Origin of the sequence: Xanthomonas hydrangeae (assembly GCF_032697525.1) — a bacterium.
GTDB classification, from domain to species: domain Bacteria; phylum Pseudomonadota; class Gammaproteobacteria; order Xanthomonadales; family Xanthomonadaceae; genus Xanthomonas; species Xanthomonas hydrangeae.
This window is the reverse complement of the sequence record NZ_CP103836.1, coordinates 3839992-3855314: the sequence shown is the minus strand read 5'-3', so window position 1 is coordinate 3855314 and position 15323 is coordinate 3839992. Positions and strand designations below refer to the sequence as shown.

10 protein-coding genes are annotated in these 15323 nt (G+C 64.8%); 6 read left to right on the top strand and 4 right to left on the bottom strand.

The window, feature by feature from the left end:
• Positions 1-10: 10 nt before the first annotated feature.
• Positions 11-1498, bottom strand: coding sequence for an AdeC/AdeK/OprM family multidrug efflux complex outer membrane factor (locus tag NYR97_RS16460; protein WP_316698302.1), 1488 nt, complete (start codon positions 1496-1498; stop codon positions 11-13).
• Positions 1499-1521: 23 nt separating this feature from the next.
• The gene (locus tag NYR97_RS16455) at positions 1522-1962 is read right to left on the bottom strand and encodes a MarR family winged helix-turn-helix transcriptional regulator (RefSeq protein ID WP_316694691.1); all 441 of its coding nucleotides are present in this window, start codon (positions 1960-1962) and stop codon (positions 1522-1524) included.
• A gap of 123 nt (positions 1963-2085) precedes the next feature.
• Between NYR97_RS16455 and NYR97_RS16450 the strand changes: the two genes are divergently transcribed.
• The 3 genes from NYR97_RS16450 (at position 2086) to NYR97_RS16440 (ending at position 6329) form a co-directional block, all read left to right on the top strand.
• Entirely contained in the window at positions 2086-2937 is an 852-nt protein-coding gene (locus tag NYR97_RS16450; RefSeq protein WP_316694689.1) for an AraC family transcriptional regulator, read from the top strand.
• 62 nt (positions 2938-2999) lie between these two features.
• Entirely contained in the window at positions 3000-5243 is a 2244-nt protein-coding gene (gene parC, locus NYR97_RS16445; protein ID WP_316694687.1) for a DNA topoisomerase IV subunit A, read from the top strand.
• Between the two features lie 429 nt (positions 5244-5672).
• Positions 5673-6329, top strand: coding sequence for a thiopurine S-methyltransferase (locus NYR97_RS16440; RefSeq protein WP_316694686.1), 657 nt, complete (start codon positions 5673-5675; stop codon positions 6327-6329).
• A 281-nt stretch (positions 6330-6610) separates the two neighbouring features.
• On the opposite strand, the gene bfr is transcribed toward NYR97_RS16440, so the two are convergent.
• Positions 6611-7096, bottom strand: coding sequence for a bacterioferritin (gene bfr / locus NYR97_RS16435; protein WP_043889738.1), 486 nt, complete (start codon positions 7094-7096; stop codon positions 6611-6613).
• A gap of 145 nt (positions 7097-7241) precedes the next feature.
• Between bfr and NYR97_RS16430 the strand changes: the two genes are divergently transcribed.
• The 3 genes from NYR97_RS16430 (at position 7242) to hpaM (ending at position 13530) form a co-directional block, all read left to right on the top strand.
• Positions 7242-9650: a penicillin acylase family protein gene (locus tag NYR97_RS16430; protein ID WP_316694685.1), complete on the top strand. Its 2409-nt coding sequence runs from the start codon at positions 7242-7244 to the stop codon at positions 9648-9650.
• 445 nt (positions 9651-10095) lie between these two features.
• Entirely contained in the window at positions 10096-12237 is a 2142-nt protein-coding gene (locus tag NYR97_RS16425) for a TonB-dependent siderophore receptor (protein ID WP_316694683.1), read from the top strand.
• A gap of 243 nt (positions 12238-12480) precedes the next feature.
• The gene (hpaM, locus tag NYR97_RS16420; RefSeq protein ID WP_205391932.1) at positions 12481-13530 is read left to right on the top strand and encodes a type III secretion-associated outer membrane-bound protein HpaM; all 1050 of its coding nucleotides are present in this window, start codon (positions 12481-12483) and stop codon (positions 13528-13530) included.
• A 57-nt stretch (positions 13531-13587) separates the two neighbouring features.
• On the opposite strand, the gene asnB is transcribed toward hpaM, so the two are convergent.
• A complete protein-coding gene (gene asnB, locus NYR97_RS16415) occupies positions 13588-15282 on the bottom strand; it encodes an asparagine synthase B (RefSeq protein ID WP_316694682.1) in 1695 nt (564 codons plus the stop codon).
• Positions 15283-15323 lie beyond the last annotated feature (41 nt).

Here is a 15323-nt window from a genome sequence, read left to right as displayed (position 1 = left end):
CGTCGCTGTCTCAGGAATTCGGTTGTGCGGAAGTGGTCGCGGCGTGTGCGGTATCGCGCGCAGGTTCCGGCGTGAATCCGCCGCCCAAAGCGCGCTGCAACCTCACCGAGGCCAACAGTTGTTGCGATTGCAGGCTGGCCATGCGCTGGCGTGCGGTGAGCAATTGCTCCTGCACGCTGAGCACTTCCAGATAGCTGCCGATGCCGGCGCGGTAGCGCTGCTGTGCGAGATCGAAGGCGGCAGTGACGGTCTGCACCGCTTCGTCCTGCGAGCGTGCACGCTGCTCCAGCGAACGCACCGCGTTGACCTGGTCGGCCACCTCGCGCAGCGCATCGAGCACCTTCTGGTTGTAATCGGCCACCGCCAGGTCGTACTGCGCATCGCTGCCGGCCAGATTGGCGCGCAGCTTGCCGCCGTCGAAGATCGGCAGGCTCAATGCCGGAGCGACCACGCCGAACAGCGACGCACTTTCCAGCAACTGGCCGACATCGCGATTCACCAGCCCACCGAGCGCGGTGATGTTGAAGCTGGGATAGAAACGCGTCTTGGCGACCGCAATGTCTTTATCGGCCGCCTCCACGCGCCAGCGCGCGGCGACCACATCGGGGCGCCGGCCCAACAATTCGGCGGGCAATGCGCTCGGCAATTGCAGCGCGCCTGCGCTGCTCAAGGTGGGACGGGCGATATCCAGACCGCGGTCCGGGCCCTGCCCGACCAACGCGGCCAGCGCCGTGCGCGCTTCGTCGATCTGCTGCTGCGCCGATTGCAGTTGCTGTTGCGCCGCCGACACACGTGCCTGCGATTGACGCACCTGCAGTTCGCTGTCGATGCCGGCGCCGCGACGTTGCCGGGTGAGGTCCAGGGTCTTCTGCGCGCGCGTCAGCTCGTCGTTGGCCACATCGTGCAGACGCCAGGCGTAATCGAGCTGGGCATAGGCTTCGGCGATCGCCGCCGACAGGTTCAGGCGAGCCGCCTGCGCATCCACATCGGACGCATGCGCCTGGTCCACTGCCGCTTCCCAGGCGGCGCGCTTGCCGCCCCACAGGTCCACGCCGTAGCGGAAATCCAGCACTACCTGTCCGTTGCCGCCGAACTTGCCGCCGCGTTCGTCGCCCACCACCGATTCGGGCAACTGCACGCCGGCATAGCCACCGGACACCGACAGGCTCGGGCCGCGATCGGCCTGCGCGGTGCCGATGCGGGCCTGCGCCTGACGCAGGCGTGCATCCGCCGCCGCCAGGCTGGGGCTGTGCTGCAGGCCTTCGGCAATCAACGCGTTCAATTGCGGATCGCCCAAGGCGCGCCACCAATCGCTGGCCGGCCACGCCGCCGGGCTCAGGGTGGTTTGGGCCAGGGTGCGCTCGGCATGTAGCGTGCCCGGTTTCAGCACGGCGCCTTGCGGGGCCAGACCACGACTGCTCGCGCAGGCGGCCAATGCCAGCGTCAAGGCGGTGAGCACAAGCGGCCGCGCAAAGCGCGTTGAGCGCAGGCGCAACATCTGGATCGAGGAACTAGCAGCGTTCATGAGTTGAGTGCATCGCGGACACGGATAAGAAGAGAGGTGAGTTGTTCGCGCTCGGGCGCGGCCAGATCGCGCAGGCCGTGCTCGATGGCGCGTTCGCCGCGCAGCTTCAGGCGCTCCCACAAGGCCACGCCCTGTTCGGTCATGACGATCTGCAACGCGCGCCGGTCCTGCGCATGCGGCTCGCGCCGCACCGCACCGAGCGCTTCGAGCTTGTCGAGCAGCCGGGTCACCGCGCTCGGGGTCTGGTCCAGCGCCAGCGCCAGTTCGTTGGCCGTGCAGGGCGAACGCACTGCCAGGATCTTCAGACCGACGTAGTGGCTGAAGCCGAAGTCGGGCAGTTCGCCCTTCATCTCGGCATCGAGCTGGCGCATCAGCGCGTCGCGCACCTGGCGCAGCAACAAGCCGAACGACGGCGAGGTGTAGGAGAGATCGTTCATGGCCGGCCATTTTCTTCCGAAATATATATTTGTCAATGCAAATATGTCAAAAGGGATTAAACCGCATGCAAGGATCGTCACGATACGCGCGGGTCTGGCTGGCCCGGTAATACAATTGCGCCAATGACTATCGAAAACCCGCCAACGACGGTCGATGCCTTGCCACCGGGCGTGCGCGCCAGCTTCGAATGGGCCGATGGTCCGGAAGTGATCGCCTTCCTGGCCGATCTGCATGCGGTATGGGCACCGGAGACCGCCCCGCACGCGCATGTGCGCGGCCAGCTGATGTATGTGGAGCACGGCGTACTGACCGTGCATACCGAACAGGGCACCCTCTCATTGCCGCCGGGCTGCGCCGGCTGGATGCCGCCCGGCCAGCAGCACACCGTGGAGCTGGCCGGGCCGATGCGCGGCTGGGGCGTGGTGGTGCGGCCGGATGCCTGCGCCGCCCTGCCCGCCCAGGGCGGCGTGATCCGCCTGACCGGGCTCGCCCGCGAAGTCATCATGCGCGCGGCCGGCTGGCCGCTGGACCAGCCGCTGGATGCCGCCCGGCAACGGCTGGCCGCCGTGCTGCTGGACGAACTGTGCCAGGCGCAGATCGACCACCTGCACCTGCCGATGCCGGCCGACCGCCGGCTGCTGCGTATCGCCCGTCAGTTGCTCGACACTCCCGCCGACCCGCGCCCGCTGGATGCCTGGGCCGATTGGGGCGGGCTGTCGCCGCGCAGTCTGAGCCGGCACTTCCGCAGCGAGACCGGGCTGAGTTTCGCGCAGTGGCGGCAGCAGGCCAGGCTCGCCGAAGGCCTGCGGCGCTTGAGTCAGGGCAGCGCGGTGGCACAGGTTGCCGACCAGCTCGGCTATAGCAGCCCCAGCGCTTTCGTCAGCGTGTTCCACCGCCATTTCGGCGCCCCGCCCACGCGTTATCTGGCCGGTGGCCACGCGCGTGGCTTGGCATCCCCCGCCGCATCCGGATAATCGGCGCTCTTCGAGCTCGCGCCTGGCGCGCGGGCTCCTCTTTCGTAGGACCTGGCTTCGCAATGACCGATCTGACCCGCCCCACCTTCCATGGCTTCGAACAGCTGCCGCTGCGCGAGTACGCCGAACGCGCCTATCTCGACTATTCGATGTACGTGGTGCTCGACCGCGCCCTGCCGTTCCTGGGTGACGGCCTGAAGCCGGTGCAGCGGCGCATCATCTTCGCGATGAGCGAGCTGGGCCTGAATGCCGCCGCCAAGCCGAAGAAATCCGCGCGTACCGTGGGCGATGTGATCGGTAAGTACCATCCGCACGGCGACAGCGCGTGCTACGAAGCGCTGGTGCTGATGGCGCAGCCGTTTTCATACCGTTACCCGCTGATCGAAGGCCAGGGCAACTTCGGCTCCACCGACGATCCGAAGTCGTTCGCGGCGATGCGTTACACCGAATCCAAGCTGACCCCGATCGCCGAAGTGCTGCTGGGCGAAATCAGCCAGGGCACCACCGATTGGGCCGCCAACTTCGACGGCACCCTGGAAGAGCCGACCTGGTTGCCGGCACGCCTGCCGCATCTGCTGCTCAACGGCACCACCGGCATTGCGGTGGGCATGGCCACCGACGTGCCGCCGCATAACCTCAACGAGATCGTCAGCGCGCTGCTGCGCCTGCTCGACAACCCCGATGCCACGGTCGCCGAACTGTGCGAGCACGTGCTCGGCCCGGACTACCCGACCACCGCCGAAATCATCACCCCGGTGGCCGATCTGCGCGCCATCTACGAGACCGGCCACGGCAGCGTGCGTGCACGCGCCACCTACAAGAAAGAACACGCCAACATCGTCATCGACGCGCTGCCGTATCAGGTCTCGCCGTCCAAGGTGATCGAGCAGATCGCCCAGCAGATGCGCGCCAAGAAGCTGCCGTGGCTGGAAGACATCCGCGACGAGTCCGACCACACCAGCCCGGTGCGGGTGGTGCTGGTGCCGCGCTCCAACCGCGTCGATGCAGAGCAGCTGATGGGTCATTTGTTCGTTACGACCGATCTTGAGCGCAGCTACCGCGTCAATCTCAACGTGATCGGGCTGGACGGCCGCCCGCAGGTGAAGAATCTGCGCCAGCTGCTGAGCGAGTGGCTGACCTTCCGCAGCGACACCGTCACCCGCCGCCTCAACCATCGCCTGCAGAAGGTCGAGCGCCGCCTGCACCTGTTGGAAGGCTTGTTGATCGCCTTCCTCAATCTGGACGAAGTGATCCGCATCGTCCGCAGCGAGGACGAGCCCAAGCCGGTGTTGATGGCCAAGTTCGCGCTCAGCGAGGAACAGGCCGAATACATTCTGGAAACCAAGCTGCGTCAGCTGGCGCGCCTGGAAGAAATGAAGATCCGCGGCGAGCAGGAAGCCCTCGCCAAGGAACGCGCGCAACTCCTGGCCATTCTCGAAAGCAAGACCAAGCTGAAGAAGCTGATCAAGGACGAGCTGACCGCCGACGCGAAGAAGTTCGGCGACGCACGTCGCTCGCCGCTGGTGCAGCGCGGCGCGGCGCAGGCGATCGACGAAACCGAGATGGTCGCCAGCGAACCGATGACCGTGGTGTTGTCGGAAAAGGGCTGGGTGCGCGCGGCCAAGGGCCACGAAGTGGATCCGGCCGGCATGTCCTACCGCGATGGCGACAGCCTGCTGGCCGCAGTGCGCAGCCGCAGCACCCATCAAGTGGCGTTCCTGGATTCGGAAGGCCGCGCCTACTCCACTGCAGTGCACACCCTGCCCTCGGCACGCGGCAATGGCGAGCCGTTGACCGGACGTTTCTCGCCCGCTTCCGGCGCGTCGTTCCAGGTCATGGCCAGCGCCGACAACGCCACCCGCTTCGTGCTGGCCTCCTCGCACGGCTATGGCTTCGTCACCCGCTTCGAAAACCTCACCGGTCGCAACAAGGCCGGCAAGGCGATGCTCAATCTGACCACCGGCGCGCAGGTGCTCACGCCGGCGCAAGTGATCAACCCGCAGACCGATCGCATTGTCGCGGTCACCAGCGCCGGCAATCTGTTGGCGGTGGCTGCCAGCGATGTGCCCGAGCTGGACAAGGGCAAAGGCAACAAGATCATCGAGATCCCCAAGGCCAAGCTCGGCACCGAGCGCGTGGTGGCGGTGGTGGCGGTGGCGCCGGGCAACACGCTGCTGGTACGCAGCGGCGCACGCACCATGAGCCTGTCGTTCAAGGATCTGGATACGTATGTGGGCGCGCGTGCGAGTCGCGGGGCGTTGTTGCCACGGGGGTGGCAGAAAGTGGACGGGCTGGAAGTGCAGTAAGGATGACTCACTCATCCGGCGCGCGGCGGCGCGTTCGATGCTGTCGTCGCGCCCTCGATTAGTTCGGCTTGGAACATCCAAATGACGCTGAAGCTCAATCTCTGCGTCGCCTTGAAAGGTCATCGAACGGTGCGGATGCCTCGGTTGTAGAGCGGATGATCTGCGGCTTGGCTGCAGGGTCCTTGCCGGCCCACCATCGCGGGACACGCCGCAAGTACATCCATGTAGGCTCTTACGCGGCATCCATGCCGCGTAAGGTCCCGCGACGGTGAGCCGGCAAGGACCAGTCGAGATGGTCGGTTTGCATGGTGCAAGCAGTGCACGTCGCGCGGCTGTCCGATGCGCTGCTTTCTGATCGGCTCCTTTCGATCTGCAATGTCACTGCCATCCCCGACGTCACTCACTGGTCAACGACAACAAGACAACATCATGGATACAGACTTCTGGTTGCAGCGTTGGCAGGACGGTCAGACCGGCTTCCATCAGGGCGAGGTGATGCCGCTGCTGCAAAAGCATTGGCCGGCGTTGCAGTTGCCGAAGGCTGCCCGCGTGCTGGTGCCGTTGTGCGGCAAGACACTGGATATGCATTGGTTCGCCGCGCAAGGCCATCGCGTGCTCGGCGTGGAAGTATCGCCGTTGGCCGTCACGCAGTTCTTCGATAACGCAGGCCTGCAACCGCGGCGACACCGCAGTAGTGCCGGCGAACACTTTGTTGCCGGCCCGATCGAAATCATCTGCGGCGATGCCTTTGCACTGGACGCAAGCGTGCTGGCCGATTGCAGCGCTGTCTATGACCGCGCTGCATTGATCGCCCTGCCTGCGGCGCTACGTCGGCGCTATCTGGAGACCGTCTATGCGCGCCTGCCCACCGGCTGCTGCGGCCTGCTGATCACGTTGGACTATCCGCAAGCCGAAAAAGCCGGCCCACCCTTCTCGGTGGATGCTGCCGAGGTGCACGCATTGTTCGACGCGCAGTGGCAGGTGCAGGCGTTGGAACACCGCGACATCCTGGATCAGGAGCCGCGCTTCCGTGCCGATGGCGTTACCGCACTGTCGACCGGGGTGTATCGCCTGCAACGCGAGTGACGATCGCATTCGAACGCGTTGTCGCGCCCGAACGCTGCCTCCGCATCAGTCGGCCGCTGCATGCGTCGCACGATGCGCGAGTCGCAAGTCAATCGAGACCAGGCGGCGTTGCACTACGCGGTGATTCTGTACACGCGCGCAATGCGCCAAGCAATACACCGCAGCGGACGGTCGGTAGATGACGCAGGCCGCGCAGCAATCGCAATGCACAGCGCGGCACCTGCCGACTGCGAACCTGTGCTGCGCCAGCTCTTCGGCTGCGCAGCCCCCAGTCGCCCGACTCAGCCGGCCACGTGACCCTTGTCGATCTTCGAGGTCTGGTACAACTCCAGGCCGATGCGCTTGATCAGGCCGAGCTGCTGCTCCAGCCACCAGGCGTGGTCTTCTTCGGTGTCCTGCAGCTGCTTGAGCAGCATGTCGCGGCTGACGTAATCGCCGTGCTCTTCGCACAGCTTCATGCCGGCAGCGAGCGCAGCGCGCACTTCGTATTCCACCACCAGATCGCGCTCGAGCATCTCCACCACGGTCTTGCCGGGCGCAAACTCCGACGGCCGCATGTCCGGGTCGCCTTCCAGGAACAGGATGCGCCGCAGCAGCGCGTCGGCGTGCTCGGTCTCTTCCTGCATCTCGTGATTGATGCGCTCGTACAGCGCCATCAGGCCCTGATCTTCGTAACGGCGCGAATGCAGGAAATACTGGTCGCGTGCCGCCAGCTCGCCGCGCAGCAGCTGCTTGAGGTAATCGACGACTTCGGGATGGCCTTTCATGATGTGCTCCAGCGACGCAATGCGCGCATGGTGCCCTAAGCCGCCGGGCAATGATCTAATCGGAATCACTTTCAGTTGCGTTGCCACCAGACCCGCCACCGTCATGACGGCGCGCCACACTTTGACCGAGCTCTAGGAGTCGACAATGCGCAAATGGCTGGGCCGGCTGCTGCTGGCAATCGTGGTGTTGGTCGTGGCGGCCGTGTTGGCCGTGTCTCTGTTGATGCGTGGCAGCCTGCCGCAGCTGGACGGCAATAACGCACTGCACGGCCTGGCGGCACCGGTCAGCGTGCAGCGCGACCGATTGGGCGTGGTCACCATCGATGCGGCCAGCCAGGTCGATGCCATGCGCGCGCTCGGCTATGTGCACGCGCAGGAGCGCTATTTCGAGATGGATCTGATGCGCCGCGCGCCGGCAGGCGAACTCTCCGAGCTGTTTGGCGCTGCGGCGCTGGACCTGGACAAACGCAATCGCGTGCATCGGTTGCGCGCACGCGTGCATGCCAGCCTGGACATTGCTGCAGGCAGCCAGCGCGCTGCATTGCAGGCCTATACCGACGGCGTGAATGCGGGGCTGGCGGCCTTGCGCGTGCGTCCGTGGCCGTACCTGCTGCTGCGACAGACACCGCGCGCCTGGACGCTGGACGATTCCATCCTCACCGGCATGGCGATGTACGCCGACCTGCAGGACAACGACAACCAGACCGAACTGGCCATCGCACGCATCCGCGCGGTGGTGCCGCCCGCACTGGCGGCGCTGCTCAATCATCAGGGCTCCAGCTGGGATGCACCGCTGTTCGGGCCGGCACTGGGCGATGCGGTGCTTCCGGATGCGGCAACGCTGGATCTGCGGCGTTTGCCGCATCCAGCCGCTGCACCACGCGCCGAACAACCGACCCCGGGCAGCAACAACTTCGCCGTGGACGGCAGCCTCACCCGCGATGGTCGCGCCATCGTCGCCGACGACATGCACCTGGGCCTGCGTGCGCCCAACATCTGGTTCCGCGCGCGCTTGCGGTATCCGGATACCAGCGCGCCCGAGGGCAAGGTGGATGTCACCGGCTTCACCCTGCCCGGCCTGCCGGCGGTGGTGGTCGGCAGCAATGGGCACGTGGCCTGGGCGTTCACCAACAGCTATATCGATACAGCGGATTTCGCGCGGATTACGCCAGCCACGCCCGGTCATCCGCAAGCGCTCACCATGCATGTCGAAACGATTCGTGTGGCAGGCGCTGCACCGGTGAATTTTCCTGTCCGCGAGGCGGTCTGGGGCCCAATCCTGCACGAGAATGCCGACGGCAGTTTGCTTGCACTGCGCTGGGCCGCGCAGCTTCCTGGTGCAATCCGCCTGGATTTCGCGCAGATGAGCAGCGCGGCGGATCTGGCGGCGGCCTTTGCGGTGGCCGATCGTTCTGGCATTCCTGCGCAAAATCTCGTACTGGCCGATCGCAGCGGGCGCATCGCCTGGCGGCTGATCGGCGCGCGCCCGGCACGCAATGCGGGGTGCAGCCCGAGCGGTATTGCCGAACCTGCAACCTCGGCGCAGGAGTCGAACGAGGCGTTGCCTGCGGCTGCCGGCGCGGTCGCTTCCGAACCTGCGCCGACCGGCTGCGTGCCATGGCCCGTGCGCAGCGACGATGCACCTGCCTTGATCGACCCACCTGCGCACCGGCTCTGGACTGCCAACAGCCGCATCGTCGATGCGCAACAGCTGGCGACACTCGGCAATGCCGGTTATGACCTGGGCGCGCGCGCGCAGCAGATCCGCGACGATCTGTTCGCCAAACAGCGTTTCAACGAACTGGATCTGCTCGCCATCCAGCTCGACGATCGCGCCGTGCTGCTCACGCGTTGGTGGCAGTTGTTGCGCAGCGTGGTCGAACGCAGCAAGGACCCGGCGCTGCAACAGATCGAAGTCGCCACGCGGCAGTGGGACGGGCATGCGTCCACCGGCTCGGTGAGCTATCGCATCGTGCGCGGTTTTCGCAGCATGACCATCGATGCGGTGGAAGCCGGACTGCTGGCACCGGCAAACGCTGCGCTTGGCGATGACTTCCTGCCGCCGCGTCGCGCGCAGTTGGAAGGCATTGTCTGGCCGATGCTGCAGCAGCGCCCTGCACATTTGTTGCCGCCCACGTACACCAGTTGGGATCAGCTGCTTGCCGATGCTGCACGCAGTGCGCAGAAGGATTCAGCTACGCAGGACGGCCCCTTGAGCGAGCGCACCTGGGGCGAGCGCAATACCGCCGCGATCTGCCACCCGATCGCGCGCGCCTTGCCTGCCCTCGCCAAGCGCTGGCTGTGCATGCCGCCCGATCAACTGCCCGGCGATCGCGACATGCCGCGCGTGCAAGGCCCGGCCTTCGGCGCCTCCGAACGCATGGTGGTCTCGCCCGGCCACGAACGCGACGGCATCGTGCATATGCCAGGCGGCCAGAGCGGACATCCGCTGTCGCCGTTCTGGGGCGCAGGGCATGACGATTGGGTGCATGGCCGGCCGACCCCGTTTTTGCCGACTGCTACGCGTTACACGCTGCGATTGCAGCCGAATTAGGCGTGGTCGTGCTGTCTGGTCTGTCGACACGGGTTTCGACGGTGGATACGGGTTTCGACGAAAGCAAAACGCTTGGGTGAACTGCGTTAGCCCCTCTCCTGCGGGAGAGGGGTTGGGGTGAGGGTACGGGCGCATGCCATGCGACCGATGGCATGCAATGCCGCTCATCCTGCACTAGCGTCAAGCGGCTTCCTGCATGACGGACGGCGCGCGGCTTCGCCCGTACCCTCATCCGCCCTTCGGGCACCTTCTCCCGGTGGGAGAAGGGATGCGCTGCGCGTCTGCGTGTCCACAAGTCTGAATTTCTGCGTTCTACAAATCTGCACGTCCGCAAATCTCCACCTGCACCTCTCAACACCTACACCCGGCCACCTCTAGCGGTCCACGCAGCGAAGCGAGCACATCATGCTAAGATGCATTTGATAACCATTCCCATTAGTGACCAATGCGCCCCACGCTCCTTGTCACCGCGCTTACCGCTGCGCTCGCCCTACACTCGCCATCCGCTTTCGCTCAGCACACCAGCACCTCAGCAACCGTCACCGACCTAGATGGCGTCGACGTCGTCGGCCGTGCGCAGACGCTGTACAAATCCGACGACGCCGCAGTGGCCACACGTACCGATACGCCGCTGGCGCTTGTACCGCAGTCGGTGCAGGTGCTGCCGCGCGAGCTAATCGACGACCAGGCGGCGCGGCAGATCACCGATCTGTATCGCAGCATCAGCGGCATCAGTTTCTTCAGCTATGCCGGTGTCACCCTGCGCGGATTCCGACAGGAAAACGTGTTGTACGACGGATTGCGCGGCGACCCGTACGCGGGCTTTTCAGTGCCGCAGCTGTTCAATATCGAACGCGTTGAAGTACTCAAGGGTCCGGCCGGTGCGCTGTACGGCGGCGGCGAACCCGGTGGCGTCATCAATTACGTCACCCGCAAGCCCGGCCATCAGGCCGCGCGTCGGGTGGAACTGCAGGTGGGCAATCAATCCTTCGGTGCGGCCTCGTTCGAAGCCACCGGCCCGGCACGTGAAGACGGGCGCATCCGCTACCGTATCGGTGCCTATGCCGATGGCGAGGATGGCTTTCGCCGCAACACCGACAGTCAGAGCCAGATCGGCGATGCGTCGGTGGCGTTCGACATCGGCCAGACCGGCGAGCTCACCTTGCAGTACACCGACATCACCCAGAACCTGGGCGGCAATCGCCTGCGTGGCGTGCCGGTGGACGACGACGGCAACTTCCTCACCGACCGTCGCTGGAACCACAACGAGCCCACCGATTTCCTCGACATGCGCGCCAAGGTGGCGTTCGCGCAGTATCGCTTTGCGCCGTCGGATGCGTGGGACGTGGACATGGCGCTGCGCTGGTTCAAGAACGACGAGCATCAGATCTATCACGAGCCGATGGGCCTGATCGACCGCGATGGCGACGGCACCGCCGAATGGATGACGCGGCAGTTGCGCAATCAGTTCCGCGACAACGATGCGATCTCCAGCAACGTCAACGCGATCTTCCGCACCAGCATCGGCGCGATCGAACACAAGCTGCTGATGGGCGCGGATTACTACCGGCTGGATGCGGATTTCCGCGCACAAACCGCAAATACCGCCGACACCGGCCGCACACGCGGCCCGGTGCCGGGCATCGATCTGTTCAACCCGGTGTACGGACGCAGCGGCTTTTACGACTACGGGCTGGACAGCCTGCCCTGGCGCGCCACCAGCACCCGCAGCCAGCGCTACGGCGCCTATCTGCAGGACGAACTCACACTGACGCCACGCTGGTACGCGATGGCCGGGCTGCGCTGGGACGGCTTCAAGGACGACAACCTGCTGGACGGCTCGCGCGTCACCGGCAACGATCTCAGTTGGCGCGTGGGCAGCACCTTCGTGTTGCGCGATGGCATCAATGCCTACGCAAGTTATGCCAGCGGTTTTCTGCCGCAGGATGCGGCAAATCAGGACAGCAGCGTCGGCGGACCGTTCGATCCGGAGCGCAGCACGCAATGGGAAGTCGGTCTGAAAACCGCACTCAACGATGGCGGGCTCACACTCAATACTGCGCTTTACCGCATCGAACGCAGCAATATCGTGCAGGCCAACGGCAGCATCGTCGATGGCGTCAATCAACTCTCCGCCCTCGGCCTGGTCCGCAGCGAAGGCCTGGAAGTGGATCTGCTGGCCGACCTCACCGAACGTTGGGTGCTCAATCTGACCTACGCCTACAACGATGCACGCGTGCTCGATGCAGGCACCAACGGCATCACCAATGCCTCCGGCGACCGCTTCGCCAATGCACCGCGCAACACCTTCGGCCTGTGGACGCGCTACGACCTGCCGGCCTGGAAATCGGCAATCGCCTTTGGTGCCGATTACGTGGGCGAGCGGGTCAGCCTGGAAGGCCAGCGCGTCAAACCGTATGCGATCTTCGACATCAGTTGGCAAACGCAGTGGGATGCGTGGAAGCTGCAGGTCAACGTCAAGAACCTGTTCGACAAGGTCTATGCGGTGAGCGGTTTCACCGAACGCACCGGGCATTTTCCGGGCGAACCGCGTCGCATCTATGCGCAGCTGGCTTACAGTTTTTAAGCGCGGCAACCGCGCACGCGCTCAGCTCTTGATCGCTGCGCTCAACTGTGACATTCGTCGGCCACTGCGGCGTGCCGCACACGCCGTTGCGGCCTCGACCACAGCGACGCAATGAACCTGCGCAGAATCGTGCATGCCGGAATCAGCCAGACCTTAACGTCCGGTGGGACACACTAGAGGCCGTCGCGATGTGGAATTCATCTCCACACCATCGCTCCCCTCCCCCCACTGACCGGAATCCGCATGCCTCAGCTTGCCCGCTCCGTTTCCGCCCTGTTGCCATTGTTCATTGCCACTGCCTGCTCGGCCGCGCCACCCGCAAAATCCGGCCCACCGGACGCGCCCGTCGCCGCGTGTACCGCCAAAGTGCGCCCCGGCCAGGATCTGCAAAAAGCCATCGACAAGCTTCCGCAAAGCGATACGCCTGCGGTGTTGTGCCTGGAAAAAGGCGAATTTCCGCTCAACGGCCTGGTCTCGATCCACCGCGGCAATCTCACCTTGCGCGGCAAGGGCCCGACCACCGTGCTGCGCATGGCCGATGGCGTGCAGCAGCCGGCGCTGGTGGTCGGCGATTACGAAAATCAGCAGCCGATCGGTGTGATCCGCAACGTCAGCATCGAAGACATGCAGATCGTCGCCAGCACCGGCGACAAGGAATTCATGCCCGAGCGCCCCTACCTGAGCAATAGCGCGGTGGTGGTGCGTTCCGGCCAGGGTATCCGGCTTGCCGGCCTGCAGGTCAACAAGTGCCGCAGCGCCTGCCTGTTGAGCGAGTACGACACGCGCGAGATCACCATCGAAAACAACGACGTCTCCGGTGCGATCTGGGATGGCGTGTCGTTCAACCGCACCGCCAAGGTCACGATGGTCAACAACTACATCCACGACAACGTGGCGGCAGGTCTGACCACCGAGCACCTGGAAGACAGCGAAATCCGCAACAACCGCTTCGAGCGCAATGGCAGCCAGGGCATCTATCTGTCGGATGCGCGGCGCAACCGCTTCAGCAACAACCAGTTCGAAGGCAACAAGGTCGCCGGCATCTTTCTGGCCTGCGCCATTCGCTACCGCACACCGGAAATCCTGTGCTGGGACAACAGCATGAGCCAGGACAACGTGTTCGAGAACAACCGCTTTGCCAGCAATCCGTTCACCTACACCATCGGCGTGGACCGCGCCGCCAACTGCACTGCGGGCGACTTCAAGCCGAACCTGTGGCGCAACAACCAGGCCGATGTGGCCGGTGTGGATATCGAGCCGCAGCGCTACGGCTATTGCGTACGCCACGAGTGATCGCAACAGCGGCCGGCAGTGCGCGAGTACCTGCCGGCCGCTGCAATTGCAACAAACTTACGAAGCCAACGCCTGTTCGTGCACGCCGGCAATCGCACGGCCGGACGGGTCGGCCATCGCAGCAAAACTCGCATCCCAGGCAATGGCGGTCGGCGACGAACACGCGATCGACTTGCCGCCAGGCACTGTCTCCGCAGCCGCCTGGCTGGGGAAGAACTGCGCAAACAGCGTGCGATAGAAATACGCCTCCTTGGTCTGCGGCGGGTTGACCGGATAGCGCTTGTCGGCCGCGGCCAACTCGCGATCGCTCACATGCGCGGCGGCATGCGCCTTGAGTCCATCGATCCAGCCATAGCCCACGCCATCGCTGAACTGCTCTTTCTGTCGCCACAGAATCGACTCGGGCAAATAGCCGGCGAACGCTTCGCGCAACACGCCCTTTTCCATGCGCATGGCGCCGCTGCTGGTCTTGTCGATCATCTTGAAACTGGCATCCATGCGCATCGCCACGTCCAGGAACTCGCGATCCAGGAACGGCACGCGCGGCTCCACACCCCAGGCCATCATCGACTTGTTGGCGCGCAGGCAATCGAAGTTATTGAGCGCGTCGAGCTTGCGCACCAGTTCCTCGTGGAATTCGCGCGCGTTCGGTGCCTTGTGGAAATACAGATAGCCGCCGAAGATTTCGTCGCTGCCTTCGCCGGAGAGCACCATCTTGACGCCCATCGCCTTGATCCGCCGCGCCAGCAGAAACATCGGCGTGGAGGCGCGAATGGTGGTGACGTCGTAGGTCTCGATGTGGCGGATGACTTCGGGCAGCGCATCCAGACCTTCTTCGAAGGTGTATTCGAAGCCGTGATGCACCGTACCCAGCGCGGTGGCAGCGACTTCGGCGGCGGCCAGATCCGGCGAGCCTTTCAAGCCGATCGCGAACGAATGCAGGCGCGGCCACCAGGCTTCGGTGGTGTCGTTCTCTTCGATGCGATGGCGTGCGTAGCGTGCGGCGACTGCGGCGACCAGCGACGAATCCAGACCGCCAGACAGCAATACGCCGTACGGCACGTCGGTCATCAACTGGCGATGCACTGCACGCTCGAACGCCTCGCGCAATTCCTGCAACTGCACCTGCACGCCTTCCACTTCGGCGTATTCGCGCCACGCGCGCTCGTAGTAGCGGCTCAATGCACCGGTGGCGCTGTCGTACCAATGGCCGGGCGGGAACTGCGCGGCATCGGCGCAATCGTCGACCAGCGATTTCAGTTCGGAGGCCACCCGCAAACGCCCCTCGCGATCATGGCCCCAGTACAGCGGCACCACCCCGATCGGGTCGCGCGCGATGATCACCCGCCCGGCCGCCTTGTCCCATAACGCGAACGCAAAGATGCCGTTGAGGCGGTTGAGGTAGGAGGCCGGCGCATCCTCGCGATACAGCGCGTTGATCACCTCGCAATCGGAGCCAGTCTGGAAGGCGTACGGCTGCACCAGCTCCTGCTTGAGCTCGCGATGGTTGTAGATCTCACCGTTCACGGCGAGGGCGAGCTGCCCATCTTCTGACAGCAACGGCTGCGAACCGCCGGCCGGGTCGACGATGGCCAGCCGTTCATGCACCAGGATCGCGCCGGTATCGACATACACGCCGCTCCAGTCGGGACCGCGATGGCGCTGCCGTTGCGAACATTCCAGTGCCTGCCGGCGCAATGCCGGCAGATCGTCACCGGGTTGCAGGCCGAAAATACCGAAGATGGAACACATGGAAACACTCCTGAAAAAACTGCGGGGGTTGGCGGCCGGTG

What these genes read in the sequence shown, in the direction of transcription:
- NYR97_RS16460 (WP_316698302.1), bottom strand. Translation starts at nt 1,498, where the DNA reads ATGTTGCGCCTGCGCTCAACGCGCTTTGCGCGGCCGCTTGTGCTCACC.
- NYR97_RS16455 (WP_316694691.1), bottom strand. Translation starts at nt 1,962, where the DNA reads ATGAACGATCTCTCCTACACCTCGCCGTCGTTCGGCTTGTTGCTGCGC.
- NYR97_RS16450 (WP_316694689.1), top strand. Translation starts at nt 2,086, where the DNA reads ATGACTATCGAAAACCCGCCAACGACGGTCGATGCCTTGCCACCGGGC.
- parC (WP_316694687.1), top strand. Translation starts at nt 3,000, where the DNA reads ATGACCGATCTGACCCGCCCCACCTTCCATGGCTTCGAACAGCTGCCG.
- NYR97_RS16440 (WP_316694686.1), top strand. Translation starts at nt 5,673, where the DNA reads ATGGATACAGACTTCTGGTTGCAGCGTTGGCAGGACGGTCAGACCGGC.
- bfr (WP_043889738.1), bottom strand. Translation starts at nt 7,096, where the DNA reads ATGAAAGGCCATCCCGAAGTCGTCGATTACCTCAAGCAGCTGCTGCGC.
- NYR97_RS16430 (WP_316694685.1), top strand. Translation starts at nt 7,242, where the DNA reads ATGCGCAAATGGCTGGGCCGGCTGCTGCTGGCAATCGTGGTGTTGGTC.
- NYR97_RS16425 (WP_316694683.1), top strand. Translation starts at nt 10,096, where the DNA reads ATGCGCCCCACGCTCCTTGTCACCGCGCTTACCGCTGCGCTCGCCCTA.
- hpaM (WP_205391932.1), top strand. Translation starts at nt 12,481, where the DNA reads ATGCCTCAGCTTGCCCGCTCCGTTTCCGCCCTGTTGCCATTGTTCATT.
- asnB (WP_316694682.1), bottom strand. Translation starts at nt 15,282, where the DNA reads ATGTGTTCCATCTTCGGTATTTTCGGCCTGCAACCCGGTGACGATCTG.